Source organism: Bradyrhizobium sp. HKCCYLS20291, assembly GCF_051167715.1.
In the GTDB taxonomy this organism is placed as follows: Bacteria; Pseudomonadota; Alphaproteobacteria; order Rhizobiales; family Xanthobacteraceae; genus Bradyrhizobium.
Genome location: NZ_JBNPTO010000009.1, coordinates 61,976 through 83,659, shown reverse-complemented (window position 1 = coordinate 83,659; position 21,684 = coordinate 61,976). Strand labels below are relative to the sequence as shown.

At 64.8% G+C, this 21,684-nt stretch carries 25 protein-coding genes; 15 read left to right on the top strand and 10 right to left on the bottom strand.

Features of this window, described 5'->3' with window-relative positions; genetic code table 11:
* The first annotated feature begins 84 nt into the window (after positions 1–84).
* The 4 genes from ACQR07_RS20805 to ACQR07_RS20790 all read left to right on the top strand — a co-directional run bounded on the left by ACQR07_RS20805 (position 85) and on the right by ACQR07_RS20790 (position 4,779).
* Positions 85–1,212 carry an acyl-CoA dehydrogenase family protein gene (locus ACQR07_RS20805; protein ID WP_434904033.1) on the top strand — a complete coding sequence of 376 codons (1,128 nt, stop codon included), beginning with the start codon at positions 85–87 and terminating at the stop codon, positions 1,210–1,212.
* 120 nt (positions 1,213–1,332) lie between these two features.
* Positions 1,333–2,577 (top strand): acyl-CoA dehydrogenase, encoded by a 1,245-nt coding sequence (locus ACQR07_RS20800; protein ID WP_434904032.1) that lies wholly within the window; start codon positions 1,333–1,335, stop codon positions 2,575–2,577.
* Positions 2,578–2,696: 119 nt separating this feature from the next.
* Positions 2,697–3,944 carry an acyl-CoA dehydrogenase gene (locus ACQR07_RS20795; RefSeq protein ID WP_434904031.1) on the top strand — a complete coding sequence of 416 codons (1,248 nt, stop codon included), beginning with the start codon at positions 2,697–2,699 and terminating at the stop codon, positions 3,942–3,944.
* A 187-nt stretch (positions 3,945–4,131) separates the two neighbouring features.
* Positions 4,132–4,779, top strand: coding sequence for a nitroreductase (locus tag ACQR07_RS20790; RefSeq protein ID WP_434904189.1), 648 nt, complete (start codon positions 4,132–4,134; stop codon positions 4,777–4,779).
* Positions 4,780–5,448: 669 nt separating this feature from the next.
* On the opposite strand, the gene ACQR07_RS20785 is transcribed toward ACQR07_RS20790, so the two are convergent.
* The 4 genes from ACQR07_RS20785 to ACQR07_RS20770 all read right to left on the bottom strand — a co-directional run bounded on the left by ACQR07_RS20785 (position 5,449) and on the right by ACQR07_RS20770 (position 9,010).
* Positions 5,449–6,132 carry an acyl-homoserine-lactone synthase gene (locus tag ACQR07_RS20785; RefSeq protein WP_434904030.1) on the bottom strand — a complete coding sequence of 228 codons (684 nt, stop codon included), beginning with the start codon at positions 6,130–6,132 and terminating at the stop codon, positions 5,449–5,451.
* Positions 6,133–6,214: 82 nt separating this feature from the next.
* A complete protein-coding gene (locus tag ACQR07_RS20780) occupies positions 6,215–6,946 on the bottom strand; it encodes a helix-turn-helix transcriptional regulator (RefSeq protein ID WP_434904188.1) in 732 nt (243 codons plus the stop codon).
* A 157-nt stretch (positions 6,947–7,103) separates the two neighbouring features.
* On the bottom strand, positions 7,104–7,898 hold the full coding sequence (locus tag ACQR07_RS20775; protein ID WP_434904029.1) for an enoyl-CoA hydratase/isomerase family protein: 795 nt from the start codon (positions 7,896–7,898) through the stop codon (positions 7,104–7,106).
* Positions 7,895–9,010 carry a cyclic nucleotide-gated ion channel gene (locus ACQR07_RS20770; protein ID WP_434904028.1) on the bottom strand — a complete coding sequence of 372 codons (1,116 nt, stop codon included), beginning with the start codon at positions 9,008–9,010 and terminating at the stop codon, positions 7,895–7,897. The genes ACQR07_RS20775 and ACQR07_RS20770 overlap by 4 nt, the downstream gene beginning before the upstream one ends.
* 277 nt (positions 9,011–9,287) lie before the next feature.
* On the opposite strand from ACQR07_RS20770, the gene ACQR07_RS20765 reads away from it, so the two are divergent.
* From ACQR07_RS20765 to ACQR07_RS20750, 4 genes are all read left to right on the top strand, one after another.
* Positions 9,288–9,953 (top strand): Crp/Fnr family transcriptional regulator, encoded by a 666-nt coding sequence (locus ACQR07_RS20765; RefSeq protein ID WP_434904027.1) that lies wholly within the window; start codon positions 9,288–9,290, stop codon positions 9,951–9,953.
* A 20-nt stretch (positions 9,954–9,973) separates the two neighbouring features.
* Complete coding sequence (locus ACQR07_RS20760) at positions 9,974–10,855, top strand: DUF6537 domain-containing protein (RefSeq protein WP_434904026.1); 882 nt, start codon at positions 9,974–9,976, stop codon at positions 10,853–10,855.
* Positions 10,856–11,125: 270 nt separating this feature from the next.
* Positions 11,126–11,476, top strand: coding sequence for a DUF3307 domain-containing protein (locus ACQR07_RS20755; protein WP_434865898.1), 351 nt, complete (start codon positions 11,126–11,128; stop codon positions 11,474–11,476).
* A 116-nt stretch (positions 11,477–11,592) separates the two neighbouring features.
* Entirely contained in the window at positions 11,593–11,985 is a 393-nt protein-coding gene (locus ACQR07_RS20750; RefSeq protein ID WP_434865539.1) for a hypothetical protein, read from the top strand.
* A 10-nt stretch (positions 11,986–11,995) separates the two neighbouring features.
* Here the strand turns inward: ACQR07_RS20750 and ACQR07_RS20745 are convergent, their stop codons facing one another.
* A complete protein-coding gene (locus ACQR07_RS20745; protein ID WP_434865540.1) occupies positions 11,996–12,316 on the bottom strand; it encodes a YkgJ family cysteine cluster protein in 321 nt (106 codons plus the stop codon).
* Positions 12,309–13,007 (bottom strand): helix-turn-helix transcriptional regulator, encoded by a 699-nt coding sequence (locus tag ACQR07_RS20740; protein WP_434865541.1) that lies wholly within the window; start codon positions 13,005–13,007, stop codon positions 12,309–12,311. The genes ACQR07_RS20745 and ACQR07_RS20740 overlap by 8 nt, the downstream gene beginning before the upstream one ends.
* A 95-nt stretch (positions 13,008–13,102) precedes the next feature.
* On the opposite strand from ACQR07_RS20740, the gene ACQR07_RS20735 reads away from it, so the two are divergent.
* Together ACQR07_RS20735 and ACQR07_RS20730 are read left to right on the top strand one after the other, a co-directional pair.
* A complete protein-coding gene (locus ACQR07_RS20735) occupies positions 13,103–13,228 on the top strand; it encodes a hypothetical protein (RefSeq protein WP_434865542.1) in 126 nt (41 codons plus the stop codon).
* Positions 13,225–13,953 carry a glutathione S-transferase family protein gene (locus tag ACQR07_RS20730; protein ID WP_434904025.1) on the top strand — a complete coding sequence of 243 codons (729 nt, stop codon included), beginning with the start codon at positions 13,225–13,227 and terminating at the stop codon, positions 13,951–13,953. The genes ACQR07_RS20735 and ACQR07_RS20730 overlap by 4 nt, the downstream gene beginning before the upstream one ends.
* A 1-nt stretch (position 13,954) precedes the next feature.
* On the opposite strand, the gene ACQR07_RS20725 is transcribed toward ACQR07_RS20730, so the two are convergent.
* A complete protein-coding gene (locus ACQR07_RS20725; protein ID WP_434904024.1) occupies positions 13,955–14,587 on the bottom strand; it encodes a pyridoxamine 5'-phosphate oxidase family protein in 633 nt (210 codons plus the stop codon).
* 122 nt (positions 14,588–14,709) lie between these two features.
* Here ACQR07_RS20725 and ACQR07_RS20720 point away from each other — a divergent pair, with 122 nt between their 5' ends.
* Positions 14,710–15,594, top strand: coding sequence for a LysR family transcriptional regulator (locus tag ACQR07_RS20720; protein WP_434904023.1), 885 nt, complete (start codon positions 14,710–14,712; stop codon positions 15,592–15,594).
* Positions 15,595–15,607: 13 nt separating this feature from the next.
* On the opposite strand, the gene ACQR07_RS20715 is transcribed toward ACQR07_RS20720, so the two are convergent.
* Positions 15,608–16,021 carry a PaaI family thioesterase gene (locus ACQR07_RS20715; protein WP_434904022.1) on the bottom strand — a complete coding sequence of 138 codons (414 nt, stop codon included), beginning with the start codon at positions 16,019–16,021 and terminating at the stop codon, positions 15,608–15,610.
* 420 nt (positions 16,022–16,441) lie between these two features.
* Here ACQR07_RS20715 and ACQR07_RS20710 point away from each other — a divergent pair, with 420 nt between their 5' ends.
* The 4 genes from ACQR07_RS20710 (at position 16,442) to ACQR07_RS20695 (ending at position 19,941) form a co-directional block, all read left to right on the top strand.
* Positions 16,442–17,461: a TRAP transporter substrate-binding protein gene (locus ACQR07_RS20710; RefSeq protein ID WP_434904021.1), complete on the top strand. Its 1,020-nt coding sequence runs from the start codon at positions 16,442–16,444 to the stop codon at positions 17,459–17,461.
* 168 nt (positions 17,462–17,629) lie between these two features.
* Complete coding sequence (locus tag ACQR07_RS20705; protein ID WP_315722155.1) at positions 17,630–18,139, top strand: TRAP transporter small permease; 510 nt, start codon at positions 17,630–17,632, stop codon at positions 18,137–18,139.
* Between the two features lie 6 nt (positions 18,140–18,145).
* Positions 18,146–19,462: a TRAP transporter large permease gene (locus tag ACQR07_RS20700; protein WP_434904020.1), complete on the top strand. Its 1,317-nt coding sequence runs from the start codon at positions 18,146–18,148 to the stop codon at positions 19,460–19,462.
* On the top strand, positions 19,462–19,941 hold the full coding sequence (locus ACQR07_RS20695) for a DUF3237 domain-containing protein (protein ID WP_434904019.1): 480 nt from the start codon (positions 19,462–19,464) through the stop codon (positions 19,939–19,941). Before ACQR07_RS20700 ends, ACQR07_RS20695 begins: the two co-directional genes overlap by 1 nt.
* A 400-nt stretch (positions 19,942–20,341) precedes the next feature.
* On the opposite strand, the gene ACQR07_RS20690 is transcribed toward ACQR07_RS20695, so the two are convergent.
* Together ACQR07_RS20690 and ACQR07_RS20685 are read right to left on the bottom strand one after the other, a co-directional pair.
* The gene (locus ACQR07_RS20690) at positions 20,342–20,668 is read right to left on the bottom strand and encodes a hypothetical protein (protein ID WP_434904018.1); all 327 of its coding nucleotides are present in this window, start codon (positions 20,666–20,668) and stop codon (positions 20,342–20,344) included.
* Positions 20,669–20,928: 260 nt separating this feature from the next.
* The gene (locus ACQR07_RS20685) at positions 20,929–21,087 is read right to left on the bottom strand and encodes a hypothetical protein (RefSeq protein ID WP_434904017.1); all 159 of its coding nucleotides are present in this window, start codon (positions 21,085–21,087) and stop codon (positions 20,929–20,931) included.
* Positions 21,088–21,684 lie beyond the last annotated feature (597 nt).

Genomic DNA, 21,684 nt, shown 5'->3' with positions numbered 1-21,684 from the left:
CGCAATTGCGCATCGTGGCTCGCGCTCCGCGCGCCCCGGAATGACGGCGAGTTTTAGATCCGACTTTCAAGGCGAGTGACATCAATGAACTTCGATTTCTCCGACGACCAGAAGCAGTTGCGGGACCAGGCGCGGAAATTCCTCGCCGAAAAGTGCCCGCCGAAATCCGTGCGTGTCGTGCTCGACGGCAAGGAGCCGTATGACCGCGCGTTGTGGAAAGGCTTTGCCGAGATGGGCTTCCTCGGCGTCGCGATCCCCGAGGAGTATGGCGGCGCGGGCGCCGGCCATCTCGAGCTGTGCGTGATCGCCGAGGAGGTCGGCCGCGCGCTGGCGCCGGTGCCGTTCTCGTCCACGGTGTATCTCGCGGCGGAAGCGCTGATGCTCGCCGGCAGCGACGCGCAGAAGCAAACGTGGTTGCCGAAGATCGCGAGCGGCGAGGCGATCGGCACCTTGGCACTGTTCGAGGGCACCGGCAATCCGTCGCCGAAGGCGATCAAGTGTGAGGCCGCCAATGGCGTGATCAACGGCGTCAAGAAGCCGGTCGCCGACGGCGCGATCGCTGATCTCTTCATCGTCGCCGCGCGCACCGCGTCGACTGGACGTGACAGCGACATCTCGCTGTTCCTGGTCGATACGAAGTCCGGCGGCGTCGAAGCCAAGGCGCTGACCAATCTCGACCCGACGCGCGGTCAGGCCGAGCTCACCTTTGCGAATTGCAAGGCCGAGCCGCTCGGCGCTGCCGGCGAGGGCTGGAGCATCCTCAGCCAGGTGCTCGACCGCGCTGCCGTGCTGACCGCGTTCGAGCAGGTCGGCGGCTCCGACCGAGCGCTGGAGATGGGCCGCGACTACGCGCTCGACCGCATCGCGTTCGGCCGTCCGATCGGCTCGTTCCAGGCAGTCAAGCACATGCTCGCCGACATGTACGTCTCGGCGACCTTGGCGCGCTCCAACTCCTATTATGGCGCCTGGGCGCTCTCGACCAACGCCCCGGAATTGCCGGAGGCCGCGGCCTCGGCGCGCATCAGCGCGACCCAGGCGTTCCAGCACTGCGCCAAGAACAACATCCAGGTCCATGGCGGCATGGGCTTCACCTGGGAGTTCGACTGCCACATGTACTACCGCCGCGCCAACGCGCTCGCGCTCGGCCTCGGCAGCCTGTCGTATTGGGAAGACCAGCTGATCGACCGCATGCGCAAGCGCAATGCGGCGTGAGGTTAAGTGAATTCGTAGGGTGGGCAAAGCGAAGCGTGCCCACCACCAATCGCACGGTTTGAAGCGGTGGGCACGGCGCGTTGCGCCTTTGCCCACCCTACGAGATAAGAGGTTTGAGCCATGAACTTCGATGACACCCCGCAGGAGGCCGCGTTTCGCAGCCAGGCGCGGGCCTGGATCGCCGCCAATGCGCCGAAGCAGTACGAGGATGAGCTGCGCGCCTCCTCGCTCGGCCGCACCGCGCTGAAGAATGCCAATATCCTCGAGGTCGCCAAGGCCTGGCAAAAGAAGAAGGCCGATGCCGGCTGGGCCTGCCTGCACTGGCCGAAGGAGTATGGCGGCCGCGGTTCGTCGCCGATCGAGCGCGTGATCTGGCAGCAGGAGGAAGGGCCTTTCGGCAAGCTCTCCGGCATGTTCATCATCGGCCACGGCATGTGCGGGCCGACCATGATGGCCTATGCCTCAGAGCAGCATAAGAGAGAGTACCTGCCGCCGCTCGCCTCGGGCGAGAAGGTGTGGTGCCAGCTGTTCTCGGAGCCCGCCGGCGGCTCCGACGTGGCGGGCCTGCGCACCCGCGCCGAGAAGCGTGGCGACGACTGGGTCATCAACGGCCAGAAGATCTGGACCTCCGGCGCGCACTACTCCGATTACGGCATCCTGCTGACGCGCACTGATCCAACCGTGCCGAAGCACAAGGGCCTCACCATGTTCTTCCTGGACATGAAGAGCCCGGGGGTGGAGGTGCGGCCGATCAAGCAGGCCAGCGGTCATTCGGACTTCAACGAAGTCTATTTCACGGATGTCGTGATCCCGGACCCGCAGCGGCTCGGCGCCGTCAATGACGGCTGGAACGTCGCGCTGACGACGCTGATGAACGAGCGCATGTCGATCGGCGCCGGCGTCGCCACCGGCTTCCCCGAGCTGTTCGACTTCTGCTCCAACCTGATGCTGGACGATCGGCCGGCGATCGAGGACCGCAACGTGCGCTCCAAGCTGGCGAGCTGGGCGGTGAAGGCGAGCGGGCTGAAATACACCAGCATGCGCGCCATCTCGGCGCTGTCGAAGGGCGAGCGCCCCGGTCCGGAGAACTCGATAGGCAAGCTGGTCGCGGGTTCGATGGTGCAGGACGTCGCGGCTTTCGCGCTCGATCTGCAGGGCGCGGCTGGTGTGCTGAGCGGTCCCGAGGCGGAGCTGGCCGGGCGCTTCCAGGCGATGCTGCTGCGCGCGCCCGGCACCCGCGTCGAAGGCGGCACCGACGAGATCATGCGCAACATCATCGCCGAACGCGTGCTCGGTTTGCCCGGCGACATCCGCGTCGACAAGGACCTGCCGTTCAACCAGGTGCCGACCAAGGGACGGGCGTAGTTGCCGTCGTAGGGCGGGTTAGCGCAGCGTAACCCGCCGTGGACCGCGCGAGGTCAATCAAGTGGCGGGTTACGCCTTCGGCTAACCCGCCCTACGCAGATCTAATTGAGGGCTAGGGCATGAACTTCGACGACACCCCTGATGAAGCCGCCTTTCGCGAGACCGCGCGCGCCTGGATCGCCGCCAATGCGCCGAAGGAGCTGGAAGAGGAACTCGCGAGCTCCTCGCTCGGGCGCATCCGGCTGAAGCATGCCGACATCGTCGCCGTCGGCAAGGCCTGGCAGAAGAAGAAGTCCGACGCCGGCTGGAGTTGCCTGCACTGGCCCAAGGAGTATGGCGGCCGCGGCGCCACGCCGATCGAGCGCGTGATCTGGCAGCAGGAAGAGGGCATCTACGGCAAGCTGACGCAGCCGTTCCAGATCGGCGAGGGCATGTGCGGTCCGACGGTGATGGCCTATGGCAGTGAGGAACACAAGCGGCGCTATCTGCCGAAGCTCGCTGCGGGCGAGGAGATCTGGTGCCAGCTGTTCTCCGAGCCGGCCGGCGGCTCTGATGTCGCGGGCCTCCGCACCCGCGCCGAGAAGCGCGGCGACGACTGGGTCATCAACGGCCAGAAGATCTGGACCTCGGGCGCGCACTATTCGGACTACGGCCTTTTGATCACCCGCACCGACCCCAACGTGCCCAAGCATAAGGGCCTGACCATGTTCTTCCTGGACATGAAGAGCCCGGGTGTCGAGGTCCGTCCGATCAAGCAGGCCAACGGCATGCAGGAGTTCAACGAGGTCTATTTCACCGATGTGGTGATCCCTGACTCGCAACGGCTCGGCGCGGTCGGCGACGGCTGGAACGTCTCGCTTACGACCTTGATGAACGAGCGCATGTCGATCGGTGCGCGGCTCGCTACCGGTTTCCCGGAGATGTTCGAATTCTGCGCCAACCTGATGACCGAGAACGGGCTCGCCATCGACGACCGCGCCACGCGGTCGAAGCTGGCGTCGTGGGCCGTCAAGGCGAGCGGCCTGAAGTACACCAGCTATCGCGCGATCTCGGCGCTATCCAAGGGCGAGCGCCCCGGTCCGGAGAACTCGATCGGCAAGCTCGTTGCCGGCGTGATGCTGCAGGACATCGCGACCTACGCGATGGACCTCGAAGGCGGCGCCGGCGTGCTCACCGGTGCGGACGAAGACGTGACGGGGGGACAATTCCAGCAGATGCTGCTGACCTCGCCGTCGATGCGCATCGCCGGCGGCACTGACGAGATCCTGCGCAACATCATCGCCGAGCGCGTGCTCGGCCTGACCGGCGATATCCGGGTCGATAAGGACGTGCCGTTCAACAAAGTGCCGACCAAGGGACGTAGCTGACCCTCATCCTTAAGGAGCTGCGCAGCAGCGTCTCGAAGGATGAGGCCGCGATGTGGCCTCATGTTTCGAGACGCTGCTGCGCGCCTCCTCACCATGAGGAGCGAGATCGGTCGAGACGAGAGCCAATCAGATGGAAGCAAAAGCCGTGGCCGCCAACACAGACCCCATCACCATTCTCGAAGAGTTGATGGCCGCACGTTTCTCCTGCCGCAGCTTCCGCGCCGATCCCGTGCCGCGGGCGACCATCGAGCGCATTCTGACAGCTGCGCAGAAGACCGCGTCGTGGTGCAACAGCCAGCCTTGGCGCGTCGAGATCACCTCCGGCCCGGCCACCGAGGCGTTCCGCAAGGTGATGTACGCCGCGGCATCGGGCGGCAAGCCGGCGTCGGGCGACTTCCCGTTTCCGCGCGAATACAACGGCGTCTATCTCGAGCGGCGGCGCGAGAGTGGCTTCCAGCTCTACAACGCGCTCGGCATCGAACGTGGCGACAGGGCCGGCTATGCCAGGCAGGCGCTGGAGAACTACAATTTGTTCGGTGCGCCGCATGTGGCGATCATCCACAGCGACGAGGCGCTCGGCACCTATGGTGCGATCGATTGCGGCGGCTATGTCACGAGCTTCATGCTGGCAGCGCAGGCGCTCGGCATCGCCACGGTGCCGCAGGCCGCGCTCGCGTTTCATTCCGACCTGGTGCGGCAGCACTTCGGTCTCGGTGACGATCGCAGGATCGTGTGCGGCATTTCGTTCGGCTATCCCGACCTCGACCACAAGGCCAACTCCTACCGCACCAGCCGCGCGCCGCTGGCCGACACGGTGCGCTTCGTCGAGGAATGAGCGGGTTGGTGATGGGCTGAGACACCGACGTCTTGCGCGGCGTGACTCTGCGTCGTGTTGCTCAGGACTTACGGCGTCGATCGTTCGGCCAATGCGTTTTCGCTGCGTCGGTCGGCGTTGCACAGCGATGCCGTATGTCGAAAATTTATTAAGAAATGTTGCCAGAATGCTTGCCATGGACTCCGCAAGCATCCCTCGATCGCGGCGAATTCGATGCGGCTTGCATGCTCGCCGCGTTCGCGGCCTCGCAAACGCAAACCCAATCGTTTCTGAAATCAAAGCCTTGCTGGCACTCTCGGCGCGGAACCTCGCGAGCGCCTGCTCGACGCTGCGCCGCGACGTGCCGGAAAAATCCCTAGTGGCTGCTGTCGCTCGCCTTGGGTGCACACTTTTCCTTGAGCTCGTGGGCTTCAAGCAATGATATTGACAAAATCCTTTCTAACATTTTGAGTTGCATCGCGCGAGCGTCCACGATGCAGAATTGCAGACGCTCGATGATCTTCTCGATTGAAGGTTCAGTCACGGTTCAAAAACCTGAAGTGTCAGCGATGGATTCCTTGAACATGCCGTCCAACCTCTATGCCCTGGAGGTGGATGAGGCGACGCTCCTGGGTCACCGCCTCCTGAAGGCGTTCCATCGACTGAGGCTGACGCGGCACCGTGAGCAGCTCATTGCGCTGGCTGAACGGCTGGCGGAAGATGAAGAAAGATTTCCGGCAGGGCCAGGCGGCTGACATCTTCGAGCCCCTGCCAGGTCAACGTCGGTCGCGTCAGGCCGATCTGGTTGCACAGCGACTGCCACGTGGTTTCGTCACAATCCACCAGAACGGCCATCACCGACATTCCGTCCATCAGATGAGGCACGCCCAGCGGCCGCGCCTTCCAGCCGCACTTTTCAAACCGCGGCAGCCACCAGCTTTCGAGCACGATGGAGAACCCGGTCAGGCCGATCGAGATGCCGTATTCCATGATCGCGGTCAGCAGCAGCATGTCGATGCGCGGACCCGCATGCTCGCCGCGGCGCTCGGGGATCACGAAGATGCGTGACAGCTCGTAGACATCCGGGCGTTGAATCGGACCGCGCAGATTCAGATAGGGAAAGATGTCGCTCATCAATGTCGGCATCAGCGTCGGCACCGCGCGCATCGAGCCGATCAGCTGACCGTTGTCGATACAGAACAGATAGACCGAATCCTCGGTGTCGAACTGGTCGATCTCGCGTCCGTCGGGGCGATCGAGGGCCATCCATTTGCGCTGCTTGACGTAGATGTCGTGGCGCAGCCGGTAATAAGGATCAAAATATTTTTCGTAGAGCGCGCGATTGTCTTTTCGAACGACATGAATCTCAGGCATCGAAACCCCCGGTCGTCTGAAGCAATATGGGGCTTGCAGATTGCCGATGTGGTTCGATTGATCCAGTGGCAAAAACGCCAGATCAGATCGTGATCTCACCGTTGACAAGAGCGGTCGCAACCGTCGCCGTCTTGTTCTTGGTTTCCAGCTTGCGCTGAGCCTCCTCGAGATGCCAACGCACGTTGCGTTCGGACACGCCGAGAATGCGCGCCGTCTCCCACGCCGTCTTGCCGCGTGCCGCCCAACTCAGCACCTCGGCTTCGATGCGCGACAGGCGACGGTTCTGGCCGGTCGCCGCACGCGCCAACGCACGCAGCCGCTGATGCGTGAACATGCTGATGAGGTGCAGCGCGCCGCGCGCATCGGTCGCGAGGTTGGGCTGCTCGCCTGCCAGGCTGACTGCACCCACCGCGTCGTCGTAATGGATCGGAACGCAGAAGCCTTCGTTCAATCCGAAGTCGCGCGCGCGCGTCATCACCTTGTGTGCGCCCGGCTCGTCCTGGCGGTCATACGGCGCTTCCGACCACAAGAATGGATTCAAGGTCGACAGGCAGTGACGGGGGATTGGATCGAAGCGATGAAACTGCTCCCGCGCGTACATGTCGAACCATTCCGGCGGCCAGCCGTTGGCCAGGATGGTCTGCTGCAGGGATTGATCCGCGGTCGGCACGCCAGCCATGATGTAGGCGTGGAAGCCGAGGTCGCCGATCACCTTCTCGAATTGGGAGAGCACGCTGGCGCTGGTCTTCGACGCCTCGATCGCGTCGACATAGTCCAGAGCCCGCCGACCCCAATACGCGTCTATCACTTGCATGTGAAAGTCTCCGCCCAAGTCCAAGCTAGTCATGGACAAAAGGCTGTCAACCTCAAATTGGAGCTTTACGTCGATAGTTCGCTGAGCGTGTGTCAGCACACCGGCTGCATACAGCACGATGCATGCAAAACGTGTTGGTCCGAGATGCGCATTGCGCTCAGAATTTCGGCCTTCGCTTTTCTGCAAACGATTTCATGCCTTCGCCGATCTCTGGTCCGACCAGGCTGTCCTGATGCCTGCGACGGGCCGCCGCATCGTCGAGCGTCCCGCGCGCAAATTCGTTGATGGCCCGCTTCATGCCGCGCATGGCAACCGGCGCGTTGCCGGCCAGCAGCGCTGCTAATCGATCGACCTCGGTATCGAGGGCGTCGGCGGCCACCATCCCGGTGAGATAGCCGATGCGCAGCATCTCCGCGGCGCCGATCTTCTCGGCCGTCAGGAACAGGCGCTTGGCATTGTCGAGCCCGAGTCGCGAGACGTAGCGCTTGATGCCATTGGGGTAGTAGTGCAGGCCGAGCCGAGCGGCGGGCATGAACATCTCGGCCGTATCGATGCCGATGCGGAAGTCGCAGGCCAGCGCCAGGTCCGTGGAGCCGCCATAGACGCCGCCATTGATCCGGCAGATCGTCGGCAGCGCCAGATCCTCCAGCCGGTCGGCGACCGCCTCGAAGGACGGGCCCGCGCCGCCGGCCGGGCTGGTCTCGGCGCCGCCGATCGACCCGAGGTCGTAGCCGGCGCTGAAGGCGCGCCCGGTTCCGGTCAGGACGAGCACGCGCAGGCTCTCATCCGCTTCGATGCGATCAAACAATGCGATGAGCACACCGAGATCTTCCGCCTGCAGACGGTTGAGATGACGGGGACGGTTGAGCCGGATGGTGGCGCGCGGCCCGTCGATGGTCAGAACCGGCGTGCTGGGCGCGTCCTCGACTGCCGAGGTGGGTCCGTCGGTCATGTCCTGTTCTCCATTGCGCGGCGTTGGGCTTCGGCGTCGATGCTCTGCACCAGATCCGGATGGCGCGCCATCAGCACGCGGAAATCGACGAGGTCGAGAACCAGCAGCTTCGACAACTGGATCGTGCTGATATTGGCGGAGCGCAGATTGTTTCCAAGCAGGGCCATTTCGCCGAAGAATGCGCCTTCGCCCAGCCGGATCTTCTTGCCTGGGAGATCCACCTCGACCTCGCCGGCGGCGATGAAGTACATGCAGTCGCCCGGGTCGCCCTTGCGGATGACGGTCGTGCGTGGCGGCAGGTCGATCGTGCGCAGCATCTGCGTGACGTCGGCGATGGTCGATGGACCGAGGCTGGCGAAGAACGGCACCCGGCTGACCGACTCCCAGGTCTTGAGGAAATTGTCGCGGCGGGTCTCGGCCGCGAAGCCGGTTGCGAGAATGCCGGTCCAGAGACCGAACACGCCGAGGCCGGAGATCATCACGGCGGCCGCGACCAGGCGGCCGAGCGGCGTGATCGGCACCACGTCGCCATAGCCGGTGGTGGTCAGCGTCACCACCGCCCACCACAGCGCCGAGGGAATGGTGCCGAAGGTCGCCGGCTGTTCGTCGTGCTCCAGCGCATATTCGGCGACGGAGCCGAAAAACAGCACAATCAGGAACAGCGCGAGCACCGAGAGCAGCGAGCGCGACTCGACCACCATCACGCGCCGCAACTGCCGCAGCCCGGGGATGCCTGGAATCACCTTGCCGACCCAGGTGACCGCAAGCAGCCATGCCGCACGCGGCGGCACCCCGGCGACAAGCGCAGCCGGCACGGCGAGCGCTGACGCCGTGTCCAGCAGGCCGCGGCCCGACAGCAGGTAGTTTGCGGCACGGCCAAGCCGCGCGGCCTTGTGAACCCGGGCCAGCCATTGGGCGACAAAAAAAGCAAGACATCCCCACAGCAGGGCGATGATCCCGCGGCCGGCCACCTCGTAGGCCGAGTCCATCGTCAGCAGGACCATGGCGGCCATGCCGAGCGCAACGGCCAGGTAGGTGGCCCGGGTCAAATTGCGCCTGGCCGTTGCCGCCAGGAATGCCCCCAGGGCAGGGAAGTGCTGCGGTTTGGCCATGAAAGGCGGGCGCCTGTCGCTATCGAAAACTGGAGGGGATGTCGTCGCAAAGTGCCCCGAGCGGGGAAGGCCCGTCAACGATGCGGGGCGACCGAATGGGCGTCATCGGCCCGGTGCATGACCGGGCTTGCGGGAATTTTTTGTCTCCAGGTCGATTACCGGTTCAAACGTCGTCTGTTCGCCGTATATCAGAAGTGGGCATGGACACATAAACTAGCCATGAGAGGCCGGAACAAGGCATTCGGCCCTCCTGCATTTAAGAGTCTGGTTGATCCCGATGGATACCTCTCACCTGGTCGAACATGCAGGCGCCGCCGGCAGCCTCTTCGCGTCGATCTTCGTGGTCGCTACGCTGTCGATGCGGACGATGATCCCGCTTCGGATCTTCGCGATCCTCACCAATATCGTGCTGATCGCCACCGCGCTGCCGGTGCACAATTATCCGGTGCTGGTGCTGCACGGGGTGCTGCTGCCGCTCAACACCTATCGCCTGCACCAGATGCTGCAACTGGTTCGCGACGTGAAGCAGTCTGTCAACAGCGACCTGTCGATGGAGTGGCTGAAGCCGTTCATGACCGAGCGCAAATGCGGCGCCGGCGAGGTCCTGTTCTACAAGGACGAGAAGGCCGACAGCATGTACTACATCGTCAGCGGTCGTTTTCGCCTGGTGGAATCCGGTATCGAGCTGCCGGTAGGGGCGATCGTGGGCGAATTCGGCATGATCTCGCCGTCCAATACCCGCACCCAGACCCTGGAATGTGTCGAGGGCGGGCTGATCCTGTCGGTGTCCTACGACCAGGTCGAGCAGCTCTACGTCCAGAATCCCGCCTTCGCGTTCTACTTCCTGCGCCTTGCCAGCGCCCGGCTGTTCCAGAACATCGAAACGCTCGAGCGGCGGCTGGCGCAGCAGACCGCCGCCGCGCCTGTCGCCAAGTCGGCGTGATCCGGGGGGCCTGGAGCACCGTGGAAAGCGTCCGGTCCTCGCTTCGCTACCTGTTCGCCGACATCATCGGCGACCACGAGGGTGATGCGCCCTTTCTGCCCGAGCGCCTGCCGGAGGCCGCCGTCCCGGTGGTGAGCGATGGCATTCATCTGCTGATGGAGTACCAGGGCGCGACCTACGCGCAGCTCTATGTCGATCGCATCAAGCGGTTCGTGCGCAGATCGGACGTCGATCCGGCCATGCTCTGCGAGATCGCGCAGCACCTTGCCGAGCGCATGGCCTATGAGGACCTGATCCGGATCGCGCAGTTGCGATTGATGAGCCTGGAGCGAGGGCGCAGGCCGGGCGGGCGGGAGACCGACGACGTCAGGCGGTTTCGGCTCGACGAACTGCTCGGCGCCCTGCCGCAGGCGGTCGCCGATTCGATGTCGACGGGCTTCGAGCAGATCGGCTGGCTCGGCCGGCGCCGGATCAAGGTCCGCTTCTCGGTCCGGTCGCGGTTTGCGGTGCGCCGCCTCAAGCTGATGGCGGGCCTGCGGCGCTGGCGGCTGCAGTCGGTTCGCTATGTCGAGGAACGGGCCTGGGCCGAACGGTGGCTGCACATGATCGCGCGCGCGCTCGACAAGCAGCCGGCTGCGGCACACGCCGTGATCGCGACGGCGACGATGATCCAGGGACAGGGTGATGCCTACCGGCAGGGGCTGGCGGATTGGCACGCCATCATTGACGGCGTGGCCAAGCCGACCTTCGACGGCGCGCTGCCGATCCCGGATCTCGCCGCCGCCATCGCCGAAGCCCGCAACGTTGCGCTGGCGGAACCCGGGCAGGGGGCCTTGGCGCGGTGCATTGCGCAGATCCGCGCACGGGCGTTGGCAACGCCGAGGACCAATGCGGCCGAATGATTTTCGCGGCAATGCGGGAGGTAACCTTACCTGCCGCAGAAGGTGCGGGCAGGGGTAGCAGAGTGCGTTTCGCGGTTCCCTTTCGCGTGCAATTCGCTACCGGAGATGTCATAAGCGTCGCATACGCGTCGAATTGGCCGGGTATTCTCATCAGATTGCGCTGAACGCCTCCAGTTCCCGGTGCGTCCAAGGGTTAGTGTAGCGAGAGCGTCAGCTTTGTCTTTTCCCTCTTTGTCGTCGCAGGTCCCGGTTGGTGCGCTGGTCGGCTGGATGCTGCTGCTCACCTTCAAGCACGTCATTGCCGATTTCGTCCTGCAGAACGCCTGGATGGCCTATGGCAAGGACCAGCGGAAGGGCTGGGCGTTGCCGCTGCTGGTGCATTGCCTGATCCATCTCGCCGTGGCGATGGTTCTGATCCTGATCGTCGCGCCGAAGTTCTGGTTCGTCGCCGTGATCGACTTCGCCATCCACATCACCATCGACCGCCTGAAAGGCATCTGCTCGTCGCGTTTCGGGGTGACCCTCGAGCATCCCTGGTTCTGGACCCTGATCGGCGTCGACCAGGCGCTGCATCATCTCACCGGCTTTGCGCTCTCGATCTTCATGGCGGCCAACGGCTGACGGACGGCCGAGCTGGGCCTCTGGCGGCTGTCCGCGCCGGCTATGCCCGCTCTTGAACATGGTTAACCCTGCGTTAGCGATTTGCGTTGCATCCTTCATGCAAGAGGATTCAACCGATGCTTCCAAGCCGAAGTGCCTTCGACAGCGATGCTTGCCCGGTCGGCGACGAGCTTCTCGGCGCGCTGTATCGTGCGGACGAGAACGGGCTGCCTGCGCTGGTCGAGACCGTGTCGGCGGACGTCCGGGCCATGCTGGCGCTGTTCTGCTACCGCCGCACCCATCTGCATGCGCTGGCGCTGGCGATCGCATCGAGCTGCAGCGAGCAGGATCTTCAGCAGTTCGGCGGACGGGTCGGCATGGTGCTCTACGCGCAGTCGCGCAGCAGCAAGAGCGGGCGGGGCAGTCCGCAGACCACCCGGAAGCCGATCTCGCTTTCGACCTCGCCGTTGTCGGTGATGACCCCGCTCGACGACGACCTCGACGACGAACTCGTGCCGGTGAGCGCCTGAGCGACCTCGCTCAGCTCAGCGCAGGCAGACCGAATTTGCGGCGTGCCATCCGGCATTCATCGTCGCCCGGCATGCAGGTCCGACACACCTCGGGGCGGATGGCGTAGATCCGGCAGGCGACGCTGCGGGCGATCTCGCCGTCGAGCGCGCAGCAGCGGTCGCCCTCGCAGCGCATCCCCGACAGCCTGTCGTTCACCAGCTCCGGCGGGATGAGGTCCAGCGCCTCATCCTCCTCGATCGTGAAGCGCGGCCAGTTCGACGAATAGGCGCAGCAGGCCCCGCAGCTTTGACAGGGGCTGCTGTCAGTCGCGTCGGACATCGGTTCAGACATCCTTGGGAACCTCCCAGACCAGGCTCCGTCGCCACTTCGCCCGCAACGCCTCGCGCCGTTCGGGATATTTGTCGTCGAGATAGGTCGCCTCGACGACGCGATCCGTCCTGAAGCTGCGGAAGTCGCGGCGCAGCTCGCACCAGGCGGCGAGGATGCGCACGGCGTCGTGATAGCCAATCGCGATCGGCCAGATCACGCGCTCGCTGTCGCGGCCCTGCTCGTCGCGATAGCGTAAGCGGATCTTGCGTCCCTCGTGGATCTGCGAGCGCGTGCGCGACATGTCGATGCGGTCGGGCTCGCGCGTCCAGGGCCGTGGCGCGCGGCTCGCCGGCTCCAGCACGAACGGCCTCAAGCGCTCCGGCACCGTGTCGGCGATCTTGGCCATCAGATCCTCGGCGGCGCGCGCCAGCACCGGGTCGGCATTGACAGACACCCATTGCGCGCCGAGCACGGCAGCCTCGATCTCGTCCGGCGTCAGCATCAGAGGCGGCAGATCAAAACCTTTTTCGAGGATGTAGCCCATGCCGGCCTCGCCGCGGATCGGCACGCGCTGGCCGATCAGGGTGGCGATGTCGCGATAGATCGTGCGCTTCGACGTCTCGAGCTCGGCCGCGATCGCGTCCGCCGTCAGCGGGCGGCGCGTGCGTCGGAGCACCTGGATGATCTGGAACAGCCGGTCGGCGCGTCTCATGGTGTGTCCTGCGGAAGCGATCACCCCGCCGATGCTGACAGGATGCTGGCAGCAGCCCGTCCTTATACCGGGCCAACAACGAGAATGAAGGGGTGATGTCGATGATGATGCTTTATGGCCTGGGTCTGGCCACCACGCTATTGCCGCTGCTGACAGCATGGTGGCAGCAGCATGTTCGTAGCGTCCGGCGCCTGCTCAGGAAGTCGGGAGTGCTGTCATGATCACATTGTTCGGTTTGGGCGCGGGCTTCGGCCTGCCGGAGATCAGCCCCTTCGTCACCAAGACGGAGGTGCAGCTGAAGATGGCGGGTCTTCCCTATCGGAAGCAGCGGGCGATGCCGCCCGCTTCGCCCAAGGGGCAACTGCCTTTCATCGACGATGGCGGCGCGCTGATCGCGGATTCGACCTTCATCCGCGCTCATGTCGAACGCCGTTACGGCTTCGATTTCGATGCCGGGCTCGATCTGCGGGCGCGGGCGCAGGCCTGGGCGTTCGAGCGCATGGTCGAGCACCATCTGTATTTTGCGCTGGTCGGCGCACGCTGGGTCGATCCGGTCAACTTCGCCAAGGGGCCGGCGCATTTCTTCGATGGCGTGCCGGCGGACCGTCGCGAGAAGCTGCGCGAGGACGCGCAGTTCCGCGTCGCCGAGAACTACCTGATCTCCGGCCTCGGCCGCCATGCGCCCGATGAAGACATCGACCTCGCCGCGCGTTCGTTGCGAGCGCTTTCGGTGCAGCTCGGCGAAAGGCCGTATCTGATGGGCGATCGCCCCTGCGGCACCGACGCGACGGCGTTTGCCGTCATCGCCGGCATCCTCACGCCGTTCTTCGACTCCGAGCTGCGCCGACGTACCGAGGGATTTGCTAATCTCGTCGCCTACGCGGGGCGGATGATGGCGCGGTATTTTCCCGAGTTCGAATGGAGCCGGGCGGCCGAGGCCGCTTGAGCTAGACCGACGGCGTGGACTGGCCCTTCAAGCGGGCCAGCTCGGCTTCCAGCTCCGCGATCCTGGTGTCACGCACCGCCAGCGCTTCCGCGACGTCGGCCGCATCGAACTTCTGCGGGATGTGCTGCGGGCAGTTGGTGTCCCAGGCCTCGATCGTGAACAGGATCACCTGCTCGGGCCGCGCCTTGTAGCCCCTGGGCATCAAGGACTGCAGCAGCGCGGGATCATCCTCCACCACCCGCGCGGTGCCCCAGATCTTCACCCGGCGGCGATGCGCATAGTCCATCACGAAGATGTAGGCGCGCGGATTCTCCGCCAGATTGCCCTGGGTGATGTACTGCTTGTTGCCGCTGTAGTCGGCAAAGGCCAGCGTGCGGCCGTCGAGCACCTTGAGAAAACCCTTCGGCCCGCCGCGATGCTGGATGTAGGGCTGGCCGTCGGCCGAGGCCGTGGCGAGGTAGAAGCTGGTCGTCTCGGCGAGGCGGGCGGCAAGATCGGCATCGACGTCGTGGCGAAAGCCGCGGGTCTGCTCGACATGCGCATAGCTCTCGCGTGATCCCTTGTGCGCCTGGATCGCTCTCACCGCCGGGGAGAACATGACCTCGCCTGGCGCTCGGATGGTGGTCTGGGTCATCGCAACGACTCCTTGGTCTCTGCGGCTGTGATCGCCGCCGTTCCAGCCAATATGACCTCGATCGGCATCTGAAATAATCAGGACGATTGACACTGGATCATTGCAAATGTTGCAATGATCCGATGGACCGTATCGACGCCATGCAGGCCTTCGTCACCGTCGCCGAGCTGAGGGGCTTCGCCCCGGCGGCGCGTCGGCTCAAACTGTCGCCGTCGGCGGTGACGCGCCTGGTCGCCGCGCTCGAGGAGCATCTCGGCGTGCGGCTGCTGCAGCGCACGACCCGCTCGGTGACGCTGACCGATTCCGGGCGGCGCTATCTCGAGCGCGCCCGCCGCATCCTGGCCGATCTGGCGGAGGCGGAGCTCGCCGCCGAGAGCGAGCGGCTGCAGCCCGCCGGGCGTCTCGTGGTCTCCGCGCCGGTCGGTTTCGGCCGGCTGCACGTCGGCCCGGTGATGTCGGATTATTTGAGTCGCTATCTTGACGTCTCGGCCGAGCTGCGCCTCGAGGACCGCCAGATCAATCTGGTGGAGGACGGCGTCGACTGTGCCGTGCGGATCGGCCATCTCGACGATTCCTCGCTGGTCGCCCGCCAGGTCGGCAGCATGCGGCGAATTGTCGTCGGCGCGCCCGGCTACTTCAAGGCTCATGGCGAGCCGCGGGCGCCGGAGGCGCTGGCGAAGCACCAGACCGTCGAGTTCGGTTCGGCGGGCGAATGGCGCTTCGTCACCGACGGCGGCGAGCTGCGCGTCACGATCAGTGCCCGGTTCGTCACCAACAATGCCGACGCCGCGATTCAATATGCCGAAGCTGGCGGCGGTGTGACGCGGGTGCTGGCCTATCAGGCCGCCGAGGGGCTGCGTGCCGGCCGGCTGAAGCGCGTGCTGGCCAAACACGAGCCGCCGCCGGCGCCGATCCACATCGTGTTTCCAAGCTCGCGCCTGCTATCCGCCAAGGTTCGCGCGTTCGTCGATCTGGTCACCGAAACCTGCGACTGGCGCTTCGGCTGAGCCCGTTCGCCGGTCACTGCTTTTTCGGCACGACACGAAACGTCGCGTTGGCGCGCGCGATCACGGCGTCGTCGGCCAGCACCAGGCTCTGCACGAAGCACACCGTCCGTCCGCTCTTGATGACGTCGCTCTCGACGCTGAGCCACTGCCCGATGCCGGCGCTGCCGATATAGTCGACCGCGAGATTGATCGTCACCAGCGACGCCTCCCAGCCCAGCGCCTGGGCGCAGCTGTAGCCCATCGCATTGTCGGCCAGCGATGCGATCAGGCCGCCATGGATCAGCCCGCGCGAATTGGTGTGCGGGGTCGCGAGCCGCAGGCCGAGGATGACCGCCTTGTCGGTCTTCTTCGCGAACAGCGGCTCCCAGGGATCGGTGAACGGGCTCTTGCGGAAATGCGGTTCGAATCCGGCGGGAATGCTGCTCATGCGCGTCTCGATCGTTGCCGTTGATGTCTGCAATGAACGACGTCCGCGCGCGTTTTGCACCGCCTACAAAGTTTCAAACGCGTTTTGCGCGCCCGTTTGAAACGCTGGGCATCCGCTCCGGCGGGCGGGCTCGGACGCCGCCGCGGGGCGTCCGGTCCGGCCGTGCGGCAATTTCGTGGTGTGCCGCTGCCGCCGCGCAATTTCGGGTGCAAGGGAGATCCTTAACGTGTTAATGAAATCGCCTGCGCCTGCGACTTTCGTTTGCCAGACGTTTGCCGGACTTGCGCTGGCCGAAGCGATAGGCTCCGCTGGGCGCGTGCACCGGTGGCCTGCCTGCCGCCGCGCTTGCAATGATGGTTATATGCTATAACAATGAAGCAAAGGGCCCTCGAAGGCCCACCATGGAAGGAGACGATGCCGATGAGGAAGACGCTTCTGGCGTTGGCGCTGGCTGCCGGTGTGACCACCCCCGCGCTCGCGCAGGACAAGACGTTCGATCTGAAGATTTCGCACTGGGTCCCGGCCAGCCATCCGCTGCAAAAGGCGCTGGAGGATTGGGCCGCGTCGGTCGAGAAGGCCTCGGGCGGCACCATCAAGGGCAAGGTGTTTCCGGCGCAGCAGCTCGGCAAGGCGTTCGACCATTACGACATGGCGCGCGACGGCATCGCCGATGTCACTTATGTGAATCCCGGCTATCAGCCCGGCCGCTTCCCGATCATCGGCGCCGGCGAGCTGCCGTTCCTGATCTCCGACGCCAAGGGCGGCTCGGAAGGCCTCGACGCCTGGTATCGCAAATATGCCGAGAAGGAGATGAAGGACGTCAAATACTGCCTCGCCTTCGTCCACACGCCCTCATCCTTCCACACCCGTACCAAGAAGGTCGTGGTGCCCGAGGACGTCAAGGGCATGAAGATCCGCCCGGCGGATGCGACCATCGCCAATTTCGTCACCCTGCTCGGCGGCACCAACGTGCAATCGTCAGCGCCCGAAGTGCGTGACATCATCGAGCGCGGCGTCGCCGACGGCGTCACTTTCCCGGCCGGCTCGCTGGTGCTGTTCGGCGTCGACAAGGTCACGAAGTACCACATGGACGCGCCGTTCTACGTGACGACCTTCGTGTTCGTGATGAACAAGGACAAGTACAACCAGATGTCGGCGATGCAGAAGAAGGCGATCGACGACAACTGCAACACGGAAGCTGCCGGCAAGGTCGGCGAGCCCTGGGGCAAGTTCGAGGACGCCGGCGTCGACAAGATCAAGGCGGAAGCCGGCCAGGAGGTCTACAAGCTGACGCCTGAGCAGAGCGCCGCCTGGAAGAAGGCCTCCGAGCCGCTGTTCAAGACCTGGGCCGACGGCGTCAAGAAGACCGGCATCGACGCCGACGCCGCCATGACCGAACTGAAGGCCTCGCTCGCCAAGTACAACGCGCTGGCGCAGTAAAGTCTTCTCATACCCAAACTGTTGCGCGGCGGACGATGCGCCCCCTCTCCCCGTTCTTACGGGGAGAGGGTCGGGGTGAGGGGCAGCCGCACCGGTGGTGTTTGCCGTTACGCAACAGCTCGCTCCCGATCTTCAATCTCTATGCAAGCCTTCTGACACGGGGACGCCATGCAGCGCGCCTTCATGGACCGGATCATCGATGGGATCGAGTGGATCGCCGCGTTCTTCGTCGGCATCGTCGCGCTCGACATCTTCCTGTCGGTGCTGCTGCGCAACACGCTGAACTACGCGATCCCGGATTCGTTCGACATCGGGCGCATGCTCTTGGGCATCCTGATCTTCTGGGGCATCGCTGCGACATCCTATCGCGGCACCCACATCACCGTGGACCTGATCTGGGGCAATGTCGGCCCGCGCTACCAGCGCTGGATCGACATCTTCGCCACCCTGGTCCTGCTGTTCGTCGTCACGGTGCAGACCTGGACCCTGTTCGACAAGGTGCGCGGCACCTATGAGGACAACGTCCTCACCTACGACCTGCACATGCCGACCTGGCCGTTCTTCGCCATCGCCTGGATCGGCGACGTCTCGGCGGTGCTCTTGATCGCCATCCGGACCTATCGCCTGATCTTCCATCCCGAGGAGATTCATGACCCTCACGTCAAGCCCACGGAGTAGTGCCGCATGAGCACGGATGCGGTTGCCGTCATCGGCTTCGTTGCGCTGTTCGCGCTGATGCTGCTGCGCGTGCCGGTCGGCATGGCGATGGGGCTCGTCGGCGTCTCCGGCTTCGCCTATCTCGTCAACGGCACGGCGGCGCTGAAGCTGGTCGGCCAGACCTCGATGCGCACGGTCACGGACTACACCTTCGGCGTGATCCCGATGTTCCTGCTGATGGGGACGTTCGTGTCCAACTCCGGCATGAGCCGCGAGCTGTTCCGCGCCGCCAACGGCTTCGTCGGCCATCTCCGCGGCGGGCTCGGTATCGCCACCGTCGCCGCCTGCGGCGGCTTCGCCGCGATCTGCGGCTCGTCGGTGGCGACCGCCGCGACGTTCTCGGCGGTCGCCTATCCGGAGATGCGCCGCTTCGGCTATCCGCAATCCTTCGCCACCGGCGTGATCGCGGCCGGCGGCACGCTCGGCGCCATGCTGCCGCCGTCGACCGTGCTCGCGGTCTACGGCATCATCACCGAGCAGGACATCGGCAAATTGTTCATCGCCGGCATCATCCCGGGCCTCCTGGCGATGACCATGTACATGATCACCATCACGGTGATCGGCAAGGTCAGGCCGGACTTCCTGCCGAAAGGCGAGGCGCCGCCGTGGTCGGAGCGCATCAAGGGGCTCAAGGGCATCTGGGCGCCGATGCTGTTGTTCCTGTTCGTGATCGGCGGCCTCTATGGTCTTCCGTTCCTGCCGCGCTTCACGCCGACGGAGGCCGGCGGCGTCGGCGCCACAGGCGCGTTCCTGATCGGCGTGTTCACGGGACGGCTGAACAAGGAGAAGATCCTGGCCTCGCTGCTGCAGGCGACGCGCACGGCGGCCGCTGTGTTCACCGTGCTGATCGGCGCGCTGATCTTCGGCTACTTCCTGACGGTGACCCAGACGCCGCAGAAGGTGACGGAGTTCCTCACCGGCCTCGGCCTCGGCCCCTACGGCGTGCTGGCGCTGATCATGGTGATGTATCTCGTGCTCGGCTGTCTGATGGACGCCATGGCGATGATCATCCTCACCGTGCCGATCATCTTCCCGGTCATCCAGCATCTCGGCTTCGATCCGATCTGGTTCGGCGTCATCATCGTGATGACCGTCGAGCTCGGCCTGATCCATCCGCCTGTCGGCATGAACGTGTTCGTGATCAAATCCGTGGTGAAGGACGTGTCGTTCTCCACCATCTTCAAGGGCGTGCTGCCGTTCGTCGCGACCGACCTGATCCGCCTGGTGATCCTGATCGCCTTCCCGCTGCTCGCCACGTGGCTTCCACAACAGATGGCCCGCTGATGACCGCGCCCGTTCTCGAGACCCGCTACGTCTTCACTCTCACCGTCTCGATCGGCGATGTGACGAGTGCCGGCGAGACCGGCATCGGCGTCCGCCGCATCATTCCGATCCATGGCGGCGAGGTGAAGGGGCCCGGCCGCAACGGCGAAGGCGTCAGCGGAAAGATCTGCAATTTCGGCGCCGACTTCCAGGTCATCCGGCCCAGCGAGCTGATCGACCTCGAAGCCAAATACGCCTTCGAGACCGACGACGGCGCCACCATCTACGTCGAGAACCGCGGCATCCGCTTCGGGCCGATCGACCTGCTGCAGAAGCTGAAGCGCGGCGAGCCCGTCGACCCCAAGCTGATCTACTTCCGCACCCATCCCCGGTTCGAGACCGGCCACGAGAAGTATCGCTGGCTGATGGAGCACGTCTTCGTCGGCTCCGCCGCCCGCCACGCCGACCGCGTCGTCATCGACGTGCACATGGTGCTGTAGGCCGGGCTGTTTACGCCGGACTCCGTCATTGCGAGCGCAGCGAAGCAATCCAGGGCTGCAGACAAGACTCTGGATTGCTTCGTCGCTACGCTCCTCGCAATGACGGTGTGGCTGGAAATTGTGCCACACCCACCGCTGTCGTCCCGGGCAAGCCTTGTCGGCGCGATAGCGCCGGCGAGGCGCCGACCCGGGACCCATACCGCGTGATCCATCGGGGGAGCGCTGAGCAACGACGAGCCTTCGTCAAACCACGGCCTGTGGCTATGGGTCCCGGGTCTGCGTCAACCCAACGTTTCGCGTTGGCCTGACTTGCCCGGGACGACGGCGGTGGTGACGGCGTTGTCCGGACGCCTGGCGTGGGGCAAGGCAATCCGGACGCTCGAAGCCGGGCGAGATCGGACTAATCCTCGTCGTCCCACCCCGAGACCCGGCCATACCCGCCGTGGTCGCAATTGCGGTGGCGGTGAACCGGCACGTAGCGGTCGCCCTCATAGCCGTAGCCGTCATACGCCGCGTCGCGATAGTGCGAGCGGTAGACCGGCGCGGGCTCATAGGCTTGCGCTTCCGACGCGATGGCGCCGCCGACGAGCGCGCCAACCAAAAGACCTCCAATCAGCGCCGCATTGCGCCCATCATGCGCCTGAGCCGGCGCCGCGCCGGCGAGCAGGGTGGCGGTCACGGCAATTGCGGCGATGCCGCCAGCGAGAGACGTCTTCAGCGAAACCATGGTCCCCTCCATTGGGAAGTGTGGTGACGGTGACGGTCTACATGGTTGGCTTTGAAGCCGTGCTGAATGGGCCGTTGTCGGCCGTTCACTTGTCCGACCGGCCTGGCTGGAGATGATGCGACGGCTAATCTCCGCTGTCGTCCCGGGCAAGCCTCGACGGCGCGATAGCGCCGTCGAGGCGCCGACCCGGGACCCATACCGCGTGATCTATCGGGGGACGCGAGGACGACGACGAATCGTCGCCAAACTAGAGCCTGTGGCTATGGATCCCGGGTCGGCGCCCGACCAACGCTGTCGCGTTGGCCGAGCTTGCCCGGGATGACGGCCGAGGTTGAGGCGTCGCCGCCGCGCCACGCCCGCAGCAGGCGTTTATAGAGATGCTGAAAAAAAGAAAATAATTGCGTATTAATAGAAATCATGATTGTATCCCCGCATCCCGTCCCAAGCCGAGGGGCGTAGCGCGCGATCGTCACGACACGCGGGGCGGGGAGCGGTGGCCGCAATCATGCTGCAGCGTGAGCCTTGCTTGCGCGGACGAACGGTCTGGCGCGGACGCGAAGTCGTGTGGTCCTGACCTCCCGGTGCCGAGGTCAAGTGGACGTCCGCGCGGATGCGCGGCGTCGGCGACGGGGTCAATCAGCCGGTCCCCGGGGAGAGCACGAAAGAAGCGTGAAGACCATCGCGCAGGGAAGGCCGGGTGATTCCGGCTGGACCTGTGGTTCTGCCGCCTGCATTTTTTTCAGCAGGCGGGCCGCAGGCGTCAGTCGGCGCCTGGCCTTCCCTGCGCCCTCTGCATCAGAGGGTGAAGATCATCAGCAAAACCCCGGGCGCGTTTCCGTCGCGGGAATGCCGCATCATGCCCGTTGTCGTTATGTCATTTGCCTTTGCGCCGCCGCGCCTTACGATGCCGCGTGTAGCGTCGTGGTGTTGATCCGGCGCCGCTCATTTTTGCATTGCACAACAGGATGTCAGGTGCCGGTCATTGACTCCTGCCGATATCGTTATAGAACATAACT

What these genes read in the sequence shown, in the direction of transcription:
- ACQR07_RS20705 (WP_315722155.1), top strand. Translation starts at nt 17,630, where the DNA reads ATGCAGCGCGCCTTCATGGACCGGATCATCGATGGGATCGAGTGGATC.
- ACQR07_RS20785 (WP_434904030.1), bottom strand. Translation starts at nt 6,132, where the DNA reads ATGCCTGAGATTCATGTCGTTCGAAAAGACAATCGCGCGCTCTACGAA.
- ACQR07_RS20725 (WP_434904024.1), bottom strand. Translation starts at nt 14,587, where the DNA reads ATGACCCAGACCACCATCCGAGCGCCAGGCGAGGTCATGTTCTCCCCG.
- ACQR07_RS20720 (WP_434904023.1), top strand. Translation starts at nt 14,710, where the DNA reads ATGGACCGTATCGACGCCATGCAGGCCTTCGTCACCGTCGCCGAGCTG.
- ACQR07_RS20800 (WP_434904032.1), top strand. Translation starts at nt 1,333, where the DNA reads ATGAACTTCGATGACACCCCGCAGGAGGCCGCGTTTCGCAGCCAGGCG.
- ACQR07_RS20790 (WP_434904189.1), top strand. Translation starts at nt 4,132, where the DNA reads ATGGCCGCACGTTTCTCCTGCCGCAGCTTCCGCGCCGATCCCGTGCCG.
- ACQR07_RS20735 (WP_434865542.1), top strand. Translation starts at nt 13,103, where the DNA reads ATGTCGATGATGATGCTTTATGGCCTGGGTCTGGCCACCACGCTATTG.
- ACQR07_RS20740 (WP_434865541.1), bottom strand. Translation starts at nt 13,007, where the DNA reads ATGAGACGCGCCGACCGGCTGTTCCAGATCATCCAGGTGCTCCGACGC.
- ACQR07_RS20755 (WP_434865898.1), top strand. Translation starts at nt 11,126, where the DNA reads ATGCTGCTGCTCACCTTCAAGCACGTCATTGCCGATTTCGTCCTGCAG.
- ACQR07_RS20795 (WP_434904031.1), top strand. Translation starts at nt 2,697, where the DNA reads ATGAACTTCGACGACACCCCTGATGAAGCCGCCTTTCGCGAGACCGCG.
- ACQR07_RS20715 (WP_434904022.1), bottom strand. Translation starts at nt 16,021, where the DNA reads ATGAGCAGCATTCCCGCCGGATTCGAACCGCATTTCCGCAAGAGCCCG.
- ACQR07_RS20775 (WP_434904029.1), bottom strand. Translation starts at nt 7,898, where the DNA reads ATGACCGACGGACCCACCTCGGCAGTCGAGGACGCGCCCAGCACGCCG.
- ACQR07_RS20805 (WP_434904033.1), top strand. Translation starts at nt 85, where the DNA reads ATGAACTTCGATTTCTCCGACGACCAGAAGCAGTTGCGGGACCAGGCG.
- ACQR07_RS20750 (WP_434865539.1), top strand. Translation starts at nt 11,593, where the DNA reads ATGCTTCCAAGCCGAAGTGCCTTCGACAGCGATGCTTGCCCGGTCGGC.
- ACQR07_RS20695 (WP_434904019.1), top strand. Translation starts at nt 19,462, where the DNA reads ATGACCGCGCCCGTTCTCGAGACCCGCTACGTCTTCACTCTCACCGTC.
- ACQR07_RS20730 (WP_434904025.1), top strand. Translation starts at nt 13,225, where the DNA reads ATGATCACATTGTTCGGTTTGGGCGCGGGCTTCGGCCTGCCGGAGATC.
- ACQR07_RS20770 (WP_434904028.1), bottom strand. Translation starts at nt 9,010, where the DNA reads ATGGCCAAACCGCAGCACTTCCCTGCCCTGGGGGCATTCCTGGCGGCA.
- ACQR07_RS20700 (WP_434904020.1), top strand. Translation starts at nt 18,146, where the DNA reads ATGAGCACGGATGCGGTTGCCGTCATCGGCTTCGTTGCGCTGTTCGCG.
- ACQR07_RS20685 (WP_434904017.1), bottom strand. Translation starts at nt 21,087, where the DNA reads ATGATTTCTATTAATACGCAATTATTTTCTTTTTTTCAGCATCTCTAT.
- ACQR07_RS20690 (WP_434904018.1), bottom strand. Translation starts at nt 20,668, where the DNA reads ATGGTTTCGCTGAAGACGTCTCTCGCTGGCGGCATCGCCGCAATTGCC.
- ACQR07_RS20745 (WP_434865540.1), bottom strand. Translation starts at nt 12,316, where the DNA reads ATGTCTGAACCGATGTCCGACGCGACTGACAGCAGCCCCTGTCAAAGC.
- ACQR07_RS20710 (WP_434904021.1), top strand. Translation starts at nt 16,442, where the DNA reads ATGAGGAAGACGCTTCTGGCGTTGGCGCTGGCTGCCGGTGTGACCACC.
- ACQR07_RS20780 (WP_434904188.1), bottom strand. Translation starts at nt 6,946, where the DNA reads ATGCAAGTGATAGACGCGTATTGGGGTCGGCGGGCTCTGGACTATGTC.
- ACQR07_RS20765 (WP_434904027.1), top strand. Translation starts at nt 9,288, where the DNA reads ATGGATACCTCTCACCTGGTCGAACATGCAGGCGCCGCCGGCAGCCTC.